The 14331-nt window shown below is 71.8% G+C and carries 18 protein-coding genes; 17 read left to right on the forward strand and 1 reads right to left on the reverse strand.

All coding sequences use genetic code 11. The features are described 5' to 3' along the window. Positions 1-210 precede the first annotated feature (210 nt). The 17 genes from HDR73_RS02290 (at position 211) to glmM (ending at position 14112) form a co-directional block, all read left to right on the forward strand. Positions 211-591 carry a PTS sugar transporter subunit IIB gene (locus HDR73_RS02290; RefSeq protein WP_012297770.1) on the forward strand — a complete coding sequence of 127 codons (381 nt, stop codon included), beginning with the start codon at positions 211-213 and terminating at the stop codon, positions 589-591. A 111-nt stretch (positions 592-702) separates the two neighbouring features. Then, positions 703-969 carry an HPr family phosphocarrier protein gene (locus tag HDR73_RS02295; protein ID WP_012039282.1) on the forward strand — a complete coding sequence of 89 codons (267 nt, stop codon included), beginning with the start codon at positions 703-705 and terminating at the stop codon, positions 967-969. Further along, complete coding sequence (gene ptsP, locus HDR73_RS02300; protein ID WP_086935880.1) at positions 966-2636, forward strand: phosphoenolpyruvate--protein phosphotransferase; 1671 nt, start codon at positions 966-968, stop codon at positions 2634-2636. The genes HDR73_RS02295 and ptsP overlap by 4 nt, the downstream gene beginning before the upstream one ends. A 129-nt stretch (positions 2637-2765) precedes the next feature. Next, positions 2766-4295, forward strand: coding sequence for a PTS mannitol transporter subunit IIBC (locus HDR73_RS02305; protein WP_012297772.1), 1530 nt, complete (start codon positions 2766-2768; stop codon positions 4293-4295). Positions 4296-4404: 109 nt separating this feature from the next. Then, entirely contained in the window at positions 4405-4842 is a 438-nt protein-coding gene (locus tag HDR73_RS02310) for a PTS mannitol transporter subunit IIA (RefSeq protein WP_012297773.1), read from the forward strand. Then, complete coding sequence (locus HDR73_RS02315; RefSeq protein ID WP_012297774.1) at positions 4839-6008, forward strand: mannitol-1-phosphate 5-dehydrogenase; 1170 nt, start codon at positions 4839-4841, stop codon at positions 6006-6008. Before HDR73_RS02310 ends, HDR73_RS02315 begins: the two co-directional genes overlap by 4 nt. A 252-nt stretch (positions 6009-6260) precedes the next feature. Continuing rightward, the gene (gene infA / locus HDR73_RS02320; protein WP_012039277.1) at positions 6261-6482 is read left to right on the forward strand and encodes a translation initiation factor IF-1; all 222 of its coding nucleotides are present in this window, start codon (positions 6261-6263) and stop codon (positions 6480-6482) included. Between the two features lie 72 nt (positions 6483-6554). Next, the gene (rpmJ, locus tag HDR73_RS02325; protein ID WP_012297775.1) at positions 6555-6668 is read left to right on the forward strand and encodes a 50S ribosomal protein L36; all 114 of its coding nucleotides are present in this window, start codon (positions 6555-6557) and stop codon (positions 6666-6668) included. A gap of 155 nt (positions 6669-6823) precedes the next feature. Continuing rightward, a complete protein-coding gene (gene rpsM, locus HDR73_RS02330; RefSeq protein WP_012297776.1) occupies positions 6824-7198 on the forward strand; it encodes a 30S ribosomal protein S13 in 375 nt (124 codons plus the stop codon). Between the two features lie 45 nt (positions 7199-7243). Further along, positions 7244-7642, forward strand: a complete 399-nt coding sequence (gene rpsK / locus HDR73_RS02335; protein ID WP_012039274.1) for a 30S ribosomal protein S11 — start codon at positions 7244-7246, stop codon at positions 7640-7642. Positions 7643-7803: 161 nt separating this feature from the next. After that, positions 7804-8799: a DNA-directed RNA polymerase subunit alpha gene (locus HDR73_RS02340; protein ID WP_012297777.1), complete on the forward strand. Its 996-nt coding sequence runs from the start codon at positions 7804-7806 to the stop codon at positions 8797-8799. A gap of 52 nt (positions 8800-8851) precedes the next feature. Continuing rightward, a complete protein-coding gene (rplQ, locus tag HDR73_RS02345) occupies positions 8852-9415 on the forward strand; it encodes a 50S ribosomal protein L17 (RefSeq protein WP_012297778.1) in 564 nt (187 codons plus the stop codon). Between the two features lie 98 nt (positions 9416-9513). Continuing rightward, positions 9514-10605 carry a GNAT family N-acetyltransferase gene (locus HDR73_RS02350; protein ID WP_106408666.1) on the forward strand — a complete coding sequence of 364 codons (1092 nt, stop codon included), beginning with the start codon at positions 9514-9516 and terminating at the stop codon, positions 10603-10605. Further along, entirely contained in the window at positions 10602-11606 is a 1005-nt protein-coding gene (gene truA, locus HDR73_RS02355) for a tRNA pseudouridine(38-40) synthase TruA (protein WP_041464293.1), read from the forward strand. The genes HDR73_RS02350 and truA overlap by 4 nt, the downstream gene beginning before the upstream one ends. A gap of 150 nt (positions 11607-11756) precedes the next feature. Then, complete coding sequence (rplM, locus tag HDR73_RS02360; RefSeq protein WP_012039269.1) at positions 11757-12203, forward strand: 50S ribosomal protein L13; 447 nt, start codon at positions 11757-11759, stop codon at positions 12201-12203. Between the two features lie 50 nt (positions 12204-12253). Next, a complete protein-coding gene (gene rpsI / locus HDR73_RS02365) occupies positions 12254-12739 on the forward strand; it encodes a 30S ribosomal protein S9 (protein ID WP_012297782.1) in 486 nt (161 codons plus the stop codon). A gap of 23 nt (positions 12740-12762) precedes the next feature. Next, positions 12763-14112 carry a phosphoglucosamine mutase gene (gene glmM, locus HDR73_RS02370; RefSeq protein ID WP_012297783.1) on the forward strand — a complete coding sequence of 450 codons (1350 nt, stop codon included), beginning with the start codon at positions 12763-12765 and terminating at the stop codon, positions 14110-14112. Here the strand turns inward: glmM and HDR73_RS02375 are convergent. Further along, positions 14109-14331 (reverse strand): integrase core domain-containing protein (locus HDR73_RS02375; protein WP_287136204.1); only part of this gene is annotated, 223 nt, incomplete at its 5' end. The two genes, glmM and HDR73_RS02375, sit on opposite strands and share 4 nt — an antisense overlap.

Consider the following 14331-nt stretch of genomic DNA (forward strand, 5'->3'; position numbering starts at 1 on the left):
GTCGTCTCCCTGCGCGGCCGGCTCGCGTCCCCGGGTGGCGGACGGAGCGTGCGGCTGTCGGAGACGAGTCAACCATCCGCACCCCCGTCCCACGCCCGCCGGGGCGGGCGCCGGCGTCGTCTTCCTACCCTGCGGAAAGGGCTCTGCTGGCACACGGGGCCGGGGGCGGAGCACGATGGGACGACCAGCGACGACGCGAGGAGGCACAGCATGACCGGGAGGATCCTCGTCGTCTGCGGCTCCGGCGCATCCAGCACGTTCCTCGCCCAGCGGCTCCGCGCGCTCGCGGAGGCGGACGGGCTCGAGATCGAGGCCGTCGCCGGATCCATCGCCCAGGTGCGCGTCGACGCCGCGGGAATGGACGTCGTCCTCCTCGGGGCCCACCTCGCCGACCGCCTCGACGCCGTGCGCGAGGCCGCCGCCGACGAGGGCGCGACCGCCGTGCTCCTCGACGCCGACGCCGCGCGTCCCGAGGGCGCGCGTGCCGCGCTCGACCGGGCCGTCGCCGCCATGCGCCAGGGCGCCCGCTCGCTCCGCCTGGCCCCGGGGCTGCACGGGCGTCCCGTCGGCGGATCCCCGCCCGGCGCCTGACCACCGGCGCCCGCGCCGACACCGCACGACCCGCAGCACCGCATCCCCCGCACGACCGCACGACGACCGCCCACCAGGGCCCCGACGACGGGGCCGACCGAAGGAGCCACCATGGCAGAACGCACCGTCACCATCGCCTCGTCGCACGGGCTGCACGCCCGCCCCGCCTCGCTGTTCACGCAGGCCGCCGCGAAGGCCGGGATCCCCGTGCAGCTCGCCAAGGGCGACCGCAGCGTCAACGCCGCGAGCATCCTGGGCGTGATCTCCCTGGGCGTCGACACGGGCGACGAGGTCGTCGTCTCCGCCGAGGGCGAGAACGCCGAGCAGGTCGTCACCGACCTCGCCACGCTCCTCGAGTCGGACCTGGACGCCGCATGAGCTCCCGCACCCTGAACGGCATCGGCATCGGCCGGGGATCCGCCGTCGGACCCGTCATCCGGATGCCCGACCCGCTGCCCGAGCCCGCCGACACCCCCAGCACCCTGACCGCCGACGAGGAGCGCATCCGCGTGAGCGCGTCGCTCGCCGCGACCGCCGCCGACATCCGCATCCGCGGGGAGAAGGCCGGCGGCGCCGCGAAGGACGTGCTCGAGGCGCAGGCGTTCATGGCCGAGGACCCCACGCTCGTCGACGACATCACCGCGCGCCTCGCCACCGGCCGCACCGCCGAGCGCGCCGTGCACGAGGCCTTCGCCGGATTCCGCGACCTGCTCCTCAGCATGGGCGGCTACATGGGCGAGCGCGCCACCGACCTCGACGACGTCTCCCAGCGCGTCGTCGCGCACCTGCAGGGCGTCGCCGCCCCCGGCGTGCCGGATCCCGACCACGCCTTCGTGCTCGTCGCCCGCGACCTCGCCCCCGCCGACACCGCGCTGCTCGACCTCGACAAGGTGCTCGCGCTCATCACGACCGACGGCGGCCCCACCTCGCACACGGCGATCCTCGCCCGCGAGAAGGCGATCGTCGCGGTCGTCGGCGTCGCAGAGGCGAAGGACCTCGCCGACGGGGAGACCGTCGTGGTCGACGCGCTCACGGGCGCCGTCACGGTCGCCCCGACGCCCGCGGAGGAGTCCGCCGCGCGCGACGCCATCGCGGCGAGGAAGGCGCGCGTCGACGTGCCCACCGGCCCCGGCGCGCTGTCCGACGGCACCACGATCCCGTTGCTCGCCAACCTCGGATCCGCCGACGGCGCGGCCGACGCGGTCGAGAAGGGCGCCGAGGGCGTCGGCCTCTTCCGCACCGAGTTCCTCTTCCTCGACGCCACGAGCGCGCCGACCGTCGACGAGCAGCGCGAGCACTACACGCGGCTCCTCGAGGCGTTCCCCGGCAAGAAGGTCGTCGTGCGCGCGCTCGACGCCGGCGCCGACAAGCCGCTGAGCTTCCTCAACGACGCCGACGAGGAGAACCCGGCCCTCGGGCTCCGCGGACTCCGCGCGCTGCGGGCCAACGAGCAGATCCTCCGCGACCAGCTCACCGCGCTCGCCCAGGCCGACGCCGCCACCGACGCCGACCTGTGGGTCATGGCGCCCATGGTCTCGACCGTCGAGGAGGCGCGCTACTTCACGGCGCTCGGCCGCGAGCTGGGCCTCACGACGGTCGGCGTGATGGTGGAGGTCCCGTCCTCCGCGCTCCTCGCCGACCGGATCCTCGCCAACGCCGACTTCGCGAGCATCGGCACCAACGACCTGACGCAGTACACGCTCGCGGCCGACCGGCTGCTGGGATCCGTGGCCGCCTTCCAGGACCCGTGGCACCCCGCCGTCCTCCGCCTCGTGCAGGAGGTCGGCACCGCGGGCCGCGAGCTCGGCAAGCCCGTCGGGATCTGCGGCGAGGCCGCGGCCGACCCGCTGCTCGCCGTCGTGCTCGTCGGCCTCGGCGCCACCAGCCTCTCGATGTCGCCCGCGGCCCTCGCCGACGTGCGCGCCGAGCTCGCCCTCCACACGCGCGAGGAGGCGGAGGCCCTGGCCGCCGTCGCCCTCGCCGCCGACAGCGCCGTCGAGGCGCGCGCCGCGGTCACCGCGGCATCGGCGCCCGCCACCGTCTGACCCGCACCACCGACCCACCGCACGGCCCTCTCCACCGCACCACCGCACGTCCCGCATCACCGCACGTCCCTCACCGCAGCAGGCGGGTCACAGCAGGCCCGCCATCACCACGACAGGAGCACCACCCCCATGACGACGACGTCACCCACCCGCAGCACGGGACAGTCCGTGCGGCTCGGCGTGCAGAAGTTCGGCACGTTCCTCAGCGGCATGATCATGCCGAACATCGCGGCGTTCATCGCCTGGGGCCTGCTCACGGCCCTCTTCATCCCGACCGGCTACCTGCCGAACGCCGACATCGCGACCCTCATCGCGCCGATCCTGTTCTTCATGCTGCCGCTGCTCATCGCGAACACCGGCGGCCGCATGGTCTACGACACCCGCGGCGGCGTGGTCGCGACCATCGCCACCATGGGCGTCATCGTCGGCACGATCGGCGAGCCCTACTACGACGGCGGCAGCCCGATGTTCCTCGGCGCCATGATCACGGGCCCGCTCGCGGCGTACCTGCTCAAGGTCATCGAGCGGCTCTGGATCGACCGGATCCGCCCCGGCTTCGAGATGCTGGTCAACAACTTCTCCGCCGGCATCCTCGGCGCGGTCTTCGCGGTCGGCGCCTACTTCGGCCTCACGCCCGTCATCCGCGCGATCACGTCGGTCCTCGGCGGCGGCGTCGGCTTCCTCGTGGACAACAACCTGCTGCCCCTCACGAGCATCGTGATCGAGCCGGCCAAGGTCCTGTTCCTCAACAACGCCATCAACCAGGGCATCCTCACGCCGCTGGGCACCGCGGAGTCGCTCGAGAAGGGCAAGAGCATCCTGTTCCTGCTCGAGGCGAACCCCGGCCCCGGTCTCGGCGTGCTCCTCGCCTTCGCCATCTTCGGCGCGGGCGCGGCGCGCTCCACCGCTCCCGGCGCGATCCTCATCCAGTTCGTCGGCGGCATCCACGAGATCTACTTCCCGTACGTGCTCTCCAGGCCGCTCCTGTTCCTCGCGGTCATCGCGGGTGGCGCGTCCGGCGTCGCGACCAACGTCGCGTTCGGCTCGGGCCTCCGCGCACCGGCGTCGCCCGGCAGCATCATCGCCGTGCTCGGCCAGACTGCGAGCGACAGCTTCCTCGGCGTGATCCTCTCCGTGATCATCTCGGCCTCGGTCACCTTCGTCGTCGCGGCGGTCATCCTCCGCACCGGCAAGAAGAGCGACGGCGACTTCGGCGCCGCGGTCCAGGCCACGCAGGCCAACAAGGGCAAGGAGTCCTCGATCCTCTCGGGCCTCGGCGCCGAGACCGGCACCGCCGGCACGGTCGGCGGCCTCGCCGACGGCGCATCCAGCACGGGCACGGACGGCGGGACGGCCACGGCCACCCGCATCCAGGACATCGTGTTCGCCTGCGACGCCGGCATGGGCTCGTCCGCCATGGGCGCCTCGGTGCTCCGCAACAAGATGAAGAAGGCCGGCCTCACCGAGGTCACGGTCGTCAACAAGGCGATCGCCGCCCTCGACGGCACGGCCGACCTCGTGATCACGCAGCGCGAGCTCACCGACCGCGCCCGTCAGAAGAGCCCGTCGTCGGAGCACGTCTCCGTCGACAACTTCATGAACTCGCCGCGCTACGACGAGATCGTGGAGCTGGTCCGGAAGCAGCGCTCGGACAGCTGATACCCGGGTCCGCCCCCGCGGCGGACCCCGCACCACCGCATCGCGGGGGCCGGGCCGAGCCGCCCGGCACCGCCCGGCCCCCGCACCACGCACACACGTCAGGAGCACCATGTCGAACGTCCTCGAACCCGCCCAGATCCGCGTCGGCGGCATCGCGTCCTCCGTCGAGGAGGCCATCGCCGAGGCGGCGGGCATCCTCGTCGCCGCGGGCGCCGTCACCCCCGAGTACCAGGGGTACATGCTCGAGCGCGAGAAGAGCGTCTCCACCTACATGGGCAACCTCCTCGCCATCCCGCACGGCACCAACGAGGGCAAGGACACGATCCTCGATTCGGCCCTCTCCTTCGTCCGCTACGACGCCCCCATCGACTGGGCGGGCAACGAGGTGCGCTTCGTCGTCGGCATCGCCGGCAAGGACGGCGGCCACCTCGAGATCCTCAGCAAGATCGCCATCATCTTCAGCGACGACGACGAGGTGCAGAAGCTCCTCGACGCCCCGGACGCCGAGGCGCTGTACGCCCTCCTGGCCGAGGTGAACGAGGCGTGAAGGCCGTCCACTTCGGCGCCGGCAACATCGGCCGCGGCTTCGTCGGGCTGATCCTGCACGAGGCCGGCTACGAGGTCGTCTTCGCCGACGTCAACGCCGAGCTCATCGGGCACCTGGCGTCCGCCGACTCCTACCGCGTCACCGAGGTCGGCCCGCACGCCCGCGACTGGACGGTCACGGGCTTCCGGGCGATCGACAGCGCGGCGGACGGCGAGGCGCTCATCGCGGAGATCGCGACCGCCGACGTCGTGACCACGGCGGTGGGCCCGAACATCCTCCGCTTCGTCGCCCCCGCGATCGCCGCCGGCCTCCGCGCGCGCTCCGCGGATCTCGGTCCCGTCGCCGTGATGGCCTGCGAGAACGCGATCAACGCGACCGACACCCTGCGCGACGAGATCGCGAAGGCCCTCGGCGACGAGACCGACGCCCTCGGACGCGCGGTCTTCGCCAATACGGCCGTCGACCGCATCGTGCCGAACCAGGATCCCGCTGCGGGCCTCGACGTCACCGTCGAGGACTTCTCGGAGTGGGTCGTGGAGCGCACGCCGTTCGGCGACGCCGTTCCCGATATCGCGGGCGCCACGTTCGTCGACGACCTCGCGCCCTACATCGAGCGGAAGCTCTTCACGGTGAACACGGGGCACGCCACCGTCGCGTACCACGGCTACGCGCGCGGCGCCGTGAGCCAGTCGGACGCGATGGCGATCCCCGAGGTCGCCGACGAGGTGCGCCAGGTGCTCGAGGAGACGAGCGCGCTGCTCGTCGCCAAGCACGGGCTGGACGAGTCCGAGCAGGCGGCGTACCGCGAGAAGAACCTCGCGCGCTTCGCCAACGCGGCGCTCGCCGACACCGTCGAGCGCGTCGGCCGCCAGCCCCTGCGCAAGCTCTCGCGCGAGGAGCGCTTCGTCGGCCCCGCGTCGCAGCTCGCCGAGCGCGGGCTCCCGCACGACGCGCTCGTGCGCGCCGTCGGCCAGGCGCTCCGGTTCGACCCCGCGGGCGACCCGCAGGCGCTCGAGCTGCAGGGGCTCCTCGCGACGGACACGGCTGCCGACCTCGTCCGCCGCGTGACGGGCCTCGACGACCAGCACCCGCTGACGCCCGATCTCGTCGCCGTCGTCGACGCGGCGCAGGCCGACCGCCGCAGCGCACCGCGCCACCGCGCGTAGCCGGCGCACCACCGCGGGCCGGACGGGCGACCGCCCGGCCCGTCGCGCATCCGATGGCGCAGGCGGGTGTCCGTTAGCGCAGGATCGGCGGATCCGTCCGCGACACGCGGGGAGAATTGCGACACGCCCGGGGATGCCGTACTCTCGACCCTTGGTGCTCGGCCGCCTCCCGGCGTCCCACGAGCACCTGCGTCTCACCATGATGCGCATCCGCACGAACAGCAGACACCACCTCTAGCGACAGTGAGCTATATGGCCAAGAAAGACGGCGTCATCGAGATCGAAGGCGGAGTTGTCGAAGCTCTGCCGAACGCGATGTTCCGCGTTGAGCTGAGCAACGGGCACAAGGTCCTCGCCCACATCTCGGGCAAGATGCGTCAGCACTACATCCGCATCCTCCCCGAGGACCGCGTGATCGTGGAGCTGAGCCCGTACGACCTCACCCGCGGCCGAATCGTCTACCGCTACAAGTAGGCCTGCTGCACAAGGAACGGCCCCGCATCCGCGGCGGCACGAGGCCAGCGAGAACGAAAGCAAGGAAGCATCATGAAGGTCAATCCCAGCGTCAAGAGGATCTGCGAGAAGTGCAAGGTCATCCGACGCAACGGGCGCGTGCGCGTCATCTGCGAGAACCCGCGCCACAAGCAGGTCCAGGGCTAGTCAGCACGACCGCACGGCACCACCCGCACCACCCGAGATAAGAACGACAGCAGCGCCGGAAGCCGGGATCCTGAGGGATCCGGGGGACACCATCGGTCGGAGGCCGATGCACAGGCTCTGCTGCAGACCTCCATCCACCACCAGGAGAAGCCTCAATGGCACGTCTAGCAGGCGTCGACCTCCCGCGCGACAAGCGCGTCGAGATCGCACTCACGTACATCTACGGCGTCGGCCGTACCTCCAGCGTCAAGACGCTCGAGGACACCGGCATCGACAAGAACATCCGCGTCAAGGACCTCAGCGATGACCAGCTCATCGCGCTCCGCGACTACATCGAGGGCAACTTCAAGGTGGAGGGCGACCTCCGACGCGAGGTCGCCGCCGACATCCGCCGCAAGGTCGAGATCGGCAGCTACGAGGGCATCCGCCACCGCCGCGGCCTCCCTGTCCACGGGCAGCGCACGAAGACCAACGCTCGCACCCGCAAGGGCCCGAAGCGCACCGTAGCCGGCAAGAAGAAGGCGCGCTAGGCCTCTCGGCCCGCGCCTCGCCACCCGTAGACACAGGAGAATTCCATGGCAGCACCCAAGTCGGCTGTTCGCAAGCCGCGCCGCAAGGACAAGAAGAACATCGCCGTGGGCCAGGCCCACATCAAGAGCACCTTCAACAACACCATCGTCTCGATCACGGACCCGACCGGCGCCGTCATCAGCTGGGCGTCCTCGGGCGTCGTCGGCTACAACGGCTCGCGCAAGTCGACGCCGTTCGCCGCTCAGCTCGCCGCCGAGTCGGCCGCCCGCCAGGCACAGGAGCACGGCATGAAGAAGGTCGACGTGTTCGTCAAGGGACCCGGCTCCGGCCGCGAGACCGCGATCCGCTCGCTCCAGGCCGCCGGCCTCGAGGTGGGCTCGATCAACGACGTCACCCCGCAGGCGCACAACGGCTGCCGCCCGCCCAAGCGCCGCCGCGTCTAGCTCGCGCTGATCGGCCGCTGCCGTCCCGCTCCGTCAGGAGGGGACGGCGTCGGCCGATCCGCCGTGTGTCCGTTCGACCAATTTACTACCCGCCCGGGCCGCCACCCGGGGGGCATCGCAGGCGTCATATAGCGGACGCCTCGCCGAAAGGAAACAACACAGTGCTCATTGCGCAGCGCCCCACCCTCACCGAGGAGTCCATCTCGGAGTTCCGCTCGCGGTTCGTCATCGAGCCGCTCGAGCCCGGCTTCGGCTACACGCTCGGCAACTCGCTCCGCCGCACCCTCCTGTCGTCCATCCCCGGCGCGGCCGTCACCAGCATCCGGATCGACGGCGTGCTGCACGAGTTCAGCACCGTCCCCGGCGTGAAGGAGGACGTGACCGAGATCATCCTCAACATCAAGGGCCTCGTCGTCTCCAGCGAGCACGACGAGCCGATCACCGCGTACCTGCGCAAGCAGGGTGCGGGCCAGGTCACGGCCGCCGACATCTCGGCTCCGGCCGGCGTCGAGATCCACAACCCCGAGCTCGTCATCGCCACGCTCAACGAGAAGGCGAAGTTCGAGCTGGAGCTGACGATCGAGCGCGGTCGCGGCTACGTCTCGGCGACCCAGAACCGCAGCGAGTTCAGCGAGGCTGGCCAGATCCCGGTCGACTCCATCTACTCGCCCGTGCTCAAGGTCACCTACCGCGTCGAGGCCACCCGTGCCGGCGAGCGCACCGACTTCGACCGCCTCGTGGTCGACGTCGAGACGAAGTCGGCCATCACGCCGCGCGACGCCATCGCGTCCGCCGGTCGCACGCTCACCGAGCTGTTCGGCCTGGCGCGGGAGCTCAACTCGGCCGCAGAGGGCATCGAGATCGGCCCCGCGCCGGTCGACGCCGTCCTCAGCTCCGAGCTGTCGATGCCCATCGAGGACCTCGACCTCTCGGTGCGGTCGTACAACTGCCTCAAGCGCGAGGGCATCCACAACGTCAGCGAGCTCGTCGCCCTCTCGGAGACGCAGCTCATGAACATCCGCAACTTCGGACAGAAGTCGGTGGATGAGGTCAAGGACAAGCTGGTCGAGCTCGGTCTGTCGCTGAAGGACGCCGTCCCCGGCTTCGACGGCGCGCACTACTACAGCTACGACGAGGACGAGACCACCACCAACTGACCCGTCCGGCCTCGGCCCGACGCCTTCTTTCGACACCTACGGAGACAAGACCATGCCCAAGCCCACCAAGGGTCCCCGCCTCGGAGGCGGTCCGGCGCACGAGCGCCTGATGCTCGCGAACCTGGCCCAGAGCCTCTTCGAGCACAAGTCCATCAAGACGACCGAGACGAAGGCCAAGCGCCTGCGTCCCGTCGCCGAGCGCCTCGTGACGTTCGCCAAGCGCGGCGACCTGCACGCCCGCCGCCGCGTCATGGGGATCATCCCCTCGAAGAGCGTCGTGCACGAGCTCTTCACGGAGATCGCCCCCCTCGTCGCCGAGCGCGACGGCGGCTACACCCGCATCACGAAGCTCGGCTTCCGCAAGGGCGACAACGCCCCCATGGTGCAGATCGAGCTCGTGCTCGAGCCCGTGACCCCGAAGGTCCGCTCGTCGCGCACCTCCACCGCGACGGCTCCGGTCGCCGCGGCCCCGGTCGCCGAGGCGCCCGCGGAGGAGTCCGACGTGCCGGTCGAGGAGACCGACGCCGTCGAGCACACCGACGAGACCCCCGCGGAGACGACCGACGCGGCCGCCGCCGAGGTCGAGGCTGACGCCGCGGAGAAGTCCGACAAGTAGCACCGCACCACCCTGAGAGCCCCCGCCGCCCTGCGCGTCGGGGGCTCTCGTGCGTCCGGGCCGCCCGGTCGCCCGCATGGCCCCGGTACCCTGGCTGGATGACCGACAGCAGCACGACCATGCCGGACGACCCCTCCTCCAGCGCACCGATCCCGCTCCCCGAGGGGCCGGACGGGATCACCTGGCGCCCCATGGCGCATGCGGACGTCGACGCGCTCGTCGAGCTCCAGGGCCTCCTGGCCGACGCCGACCACCCCGATCACCGCCCCACCCGCGACGAGGTCGTCATGTCCATGGGGTTCTCCTACGTCGACCTGGCACGCGACGCCATCGTCGCCTTCGACGCGGACGGGCGCCTGGCGGCCGAGGGCTCCGCCATCGTCAAGCCCGACGACGAGACCGTCGTGCGCGGCCACATCTCCGGCGGCGTCCGTCCCGACCTCCGCCGCCGCGGCATCGGCGGGCGCCTGCTCGACTGGCAGATCGCGCGCGCGACGCAGGCGCTCGAGGTCGCGCAGCCGGCGGACCACATCGAGGGCCCCGTCCCGACCCGCATCGGCGTCGAGTTCCCCGACGATTCCGCCGGCGCGACCGCCCTGGCGACGTCGCGCGGCTTCACGCCCAGCCGCTACTTCATCGAGATGCACCGGGATCTCCGGGCCGAGTTCCCCGACGTGCCGGCGCCCGAGCGGCTCCGACTCATCCCCGTCTCCCGCGATTGGTGGGAGCGCACCCGGCTCGCCAAAAACGACGTGTTCCGCGACCACTGGGGGTCCGAGCCCATCAGCGTCGAGCGCTGGGAGGCGTTCCTGTCGCTGTCGACCGCGCGCGACGACCTCTCGGTGATCGCCGTCACGGGTGACGACGACGACGCGCAGGTGGCCGGGTTCGCGATGACGGAGATCCACCCGCAGAACTGGGAGGCGGCCGGCTACTCGTCCGCGTACGTCGCGCTCGTCGGAGTGCGCCGCGAGTTCCGCGGACGGCGGCTCGCGCAGGCGCTCCTCTCCGCCGCCCTCGCCGCGTTCCGCGCGGAGGGCCTCGATCGCGCGGTCCTGGACGTCGACTCCGACAGCCCGACCGGCGCGCTCGGCCTGTACGAGCACCTCGGCTTCACGCAGGCGAGCCGCTCGGCCGTGTACGAGCGCGAGGTCGGCATGACGCGTCCGCGGGGATCCGCCGCCCGATGACCGACGTCGACGGGGCGGAGCCCGCCGCCGTGCGCCTCCGTCTCGACGTCGCGTACGACGGCACGGGGTTCGCCGGCTGGGCGAAGCAGCCCGGGCTCCGCACCGTGCAGGGATCCCTCGAGGACGCGCTCGCGCAGCTGCTTGCCCGGACGCCGCCCGCGCCGACGCTCGTCGTCGCCGGACGCACCGATGCGGGCGTGCACGCGACCGGCCAGGTCGCGCACCTCGACCTCACGGAGGCGCAGATCGCGTCGCTCGACCGGCCGCCGCGAGGGCGCGCCGCCGAGGCGACCGCGGGGGAGGGGCAGCACGTCCCCACCGCCGCTCGCGCCGCCTCCGCCCTCGCACGCCGGCTGAACGGCGTGCTCGGCGCGCGGTCCGACGTCGTCGTGCTCGCGTGCGCCCCCGCGCCTGACGGCTTCGACGCGCGCTTCTCCGCCACCTGGCGCGCGTACCGCTACCGGGTCGCGGACGCCGACGGCCCCCGCGACCCGCTGCAGCGGCATCGCACGGTCGAGGTCCCGGTCGCGCTCGACGCCGCCGTGCTGCAGGAGGCGGCCGACGCGCTCCTCGGCCTCCACGACTTCGCCGCGTACTGCAAGCCGCGCGAGGGGGCATCGACCATCCGCACGCTGCAGGAGCTCACGTGGATCCGGGCGGCGGACGGCGCGCTCGAGGCGGTCGTCCGCGCGGACGCCTTCTGCCACAGCATGGTGCGCGCGCTCGTCGGCGCGTGCGTCGCGGCGGCGTCGGGGCGCGTCCCCGTCGCCCGGCTCCGCGAGCTGCTCGAGCTCCGCGAGCGCACGAGCGAGTTCACCGTGATGCCGGCGCGTGGCCTCGTGCTCGAGCGGGTGGGCTACCCGCGCGATGAGGAGCTCGCGGCGCGCAACGAGATCACCCGAGCCCGGCGGGCCGCGCACGAGGTGGACCCGATCGTCGAGGGCGCCGCGGCGGCCGCGCGCGACCTCGCCCGCATCCGCGACACGCCCGGGATTGCCTGATCGCCCCGGATCGCGTACTCTGAACCGGTTGTCTGCACGCCTGCGTGCGACGACGTACAAGGTTGAGCCCTCCACCGGATGCGTTCGCATCGAACGCCCACGGAGCGGGATCCACGACCATCTCACCTCGAAAAGAAGGCAGTCAGATCAATGACGCGCACCTATTCCCCCAAGGCCAGTGAGGTCCAGCACGACTGGGTCGTCATCGACGCCACGGACATCGTCCTCGGCCGTCTCGCCAGCCACGCCGCCGCGCTCCTGCGCGGCAAGCACAAGGCCACGTTCGCCCCCCACATGGACATGGGCGACTTCGTGATCATCGTCAACGCCGAGAAGGTGGCGCTCACGGGCCAGAAGCTCGAGAAGAAGCTGGCCTACCGCCACTCCGGCTACCCGGGCGGCCTCACGGCCACCACCTACGTCGAGATGCTCGAGAAGCACCCCACGCGCGCGGTCGAGAAGGCCATCCGCGGCATGCTGCCGAAGAACTCGCTGGGTGCGGCGCAGCTGAAGAAGCTCAAGGTCTACGCGGGCCCCGAGCACCCCCACGCTGCGCAGCAGCCCACCCCGTACACCCTCGGCCAGGTCGCTCAGTAGCTCCGGCTGCCGACAGCGACGACCAAAGACCTCAGAAGGAATCGAACCCAGTGGCTCAGATCTCAGACTCCCTCGACGTGGCTCCCGAGAGCTTCTCGACCGAGACCCCGAACGAGGAGGCCCCCAAGGCCCCCCGCGCGGTCCTCAACGTGTCCGGCGGCGCCGTCGGACGACGCAAGCAGGCCACCGCCCGCGTGCGCCTCGTCCCCGGCTCCGGCTCGATCACGGTCAACGGCCGTGAGTTCGCGGACTACTTCCCCAACAAGCTGCACCAGCAGCTCGTGAACGACCCGTTCAAGGTGCTCGACCTCCTCGGTAGCTACGACGTCGTCGCGCGCATCTCCGGCGGCGGCCCCTCCGGCCAGGCCGGCGCGCTGCGCCTCGGCATCGCCCGCGCCCTCAACGAGATCGACGAGGAGAACAACCGCGCCGTGCTGAAGAAGAACGGCTTCCTCAGCCGCGACGCTCGCGTCAAGGAGCGCAAGAAGGCCGGACTCAAGAAGGCCCGCAAGGCGCCCCAGTTCTCGAAGCGCTAAGGCGCTCGGGCACACCGGCAGCCATGCCCCGGCTCTTCGGCACGGACGGCGTCCGCGGACTCGCCAACGGCGAGACCATCACCGCGGACCTCGCCCTGCGCCTGGCCCAGGCCGCCGCGCATGTGCTCGGCCAGGACGCCCGGGATGCCGGACGACGACCTGTCGCGGTCGTCGCCCGGGATCCCCGGGTGTCCGGCGAGTTCATCGCGGCGGCCGTGGCCGCCGGCCTCGCGAGCTCCGGCGTCGACGTGTTCGACGCCGGGGTCATCCCGACGCCGGCCACGGCGTACCTCATCGCGGACTTCGACGCCGACTTCGGCGTGATGATCTCCGCATCGCACAACCCCGCTCCCGACAACGGGATCAAGTTCTTCGCCGCGGGCGGACGGAAGCTCGCCGACGAGCTCGAGGACCGCATCGAGGCGCAGCTGAGCCAGCCCGTCCTGCTCCCCACGGGAGCTGACGTCGGCCGCATCCGCCGCTTCGCCGACGCCGAGGACCGCTACGTCCTCCACCTGCTCGGCACGCTGCAGCACCGGCTCGACGGGATCCACGTGGTCCTCGACTGCGCGCACGGCGCCGCGGCGGGCATCAGCCCCGAGGTCTCCACCGACGCCGGCGCGCGCGTGACCGTCATCGGCAACGACCCCGACGGCATGAACATCAACGACCGGGTGGGATCCACGCACCTCGACCTCCTGGCCGAGGCCGTCCTCGGGCACGGCGCCGACGTGGGCATCGCCTACGACGGCGACGCCGACCGCTGCCTCGCCGTCGACCACACCGGCGCGATCATCGACGGCGACCAGATCATGGCGGTCCTCGCGCTCTCCATGGCCCGCCGCGGCCTGCTGGTGGAGCGCACCCTGGTCGCGACGGTCATGAGCAACCTCGGCCTCCGCATCGCGATGGCCGAGAACGACATCACGGTGCTGCAGACCCGGGTCGGCGACCGTTACGTGCTCGAGGCCATGAACGAGGGCGGCTACTCCCTCGGCGGCGAGCAGTCCGGCCACCTCGTCATCGCGGAGCACGCCACCACGGGCGACGGGATCCTCACCGGGATCCAGCTGCTCGGCGAGATGGCGGCGACGGGCAGGAGCCTGCACGAGCTCGCCTCGGTGATGACCGTCTACCCGCAGGTGATGATCAACGTGCGCGGCGTCGACCGCGAGCGCGTGTCCGACGACGCCGAGCTGAACGCGGCCGTCGCGCGCGCGGAGGCCGAGCTGGGCGACACCGGGCGGATCCTCATGCGCGCCTCGGGCACCGAGCCCATGATCCGCGTGATGGTGGAGGCCGCCGACCAGGCGACCGCCGAGCGGCACGCGCAGGAGCTGGCGGCGCTCGTCACCGAGCGCCTCGCGATCTAGCTGTAGTTCCCAGTGAGGTTGTGAACGCGTTCGGCGGGCGTGAGTCCGCCGATGCCGGTGTGGGGGCGGTGGTGGTTGTAGTGATGCAGCCAGGCAGGGTAGGTCGCGGCGCGGGCCTCGTCGGTGCGATAGGGATGGGCGTAAGCCCATTCCGTGGCGAGGGTGCGGTTGAAGCGCTCGACCTTCCCGTTCGTCTGGGGCCGGTACGGGCGGGTGCGT

It is taken from the genome of Clavibacter sp., from assembly GCF_014802555.1.
Classification (GTDB): domain Bacteria; phylum Actinomycetota; class Actinomycetes; order Actinomycetales; family Microbacteriaceae; genus Clavibacter; species Clavibacter sepedonicus.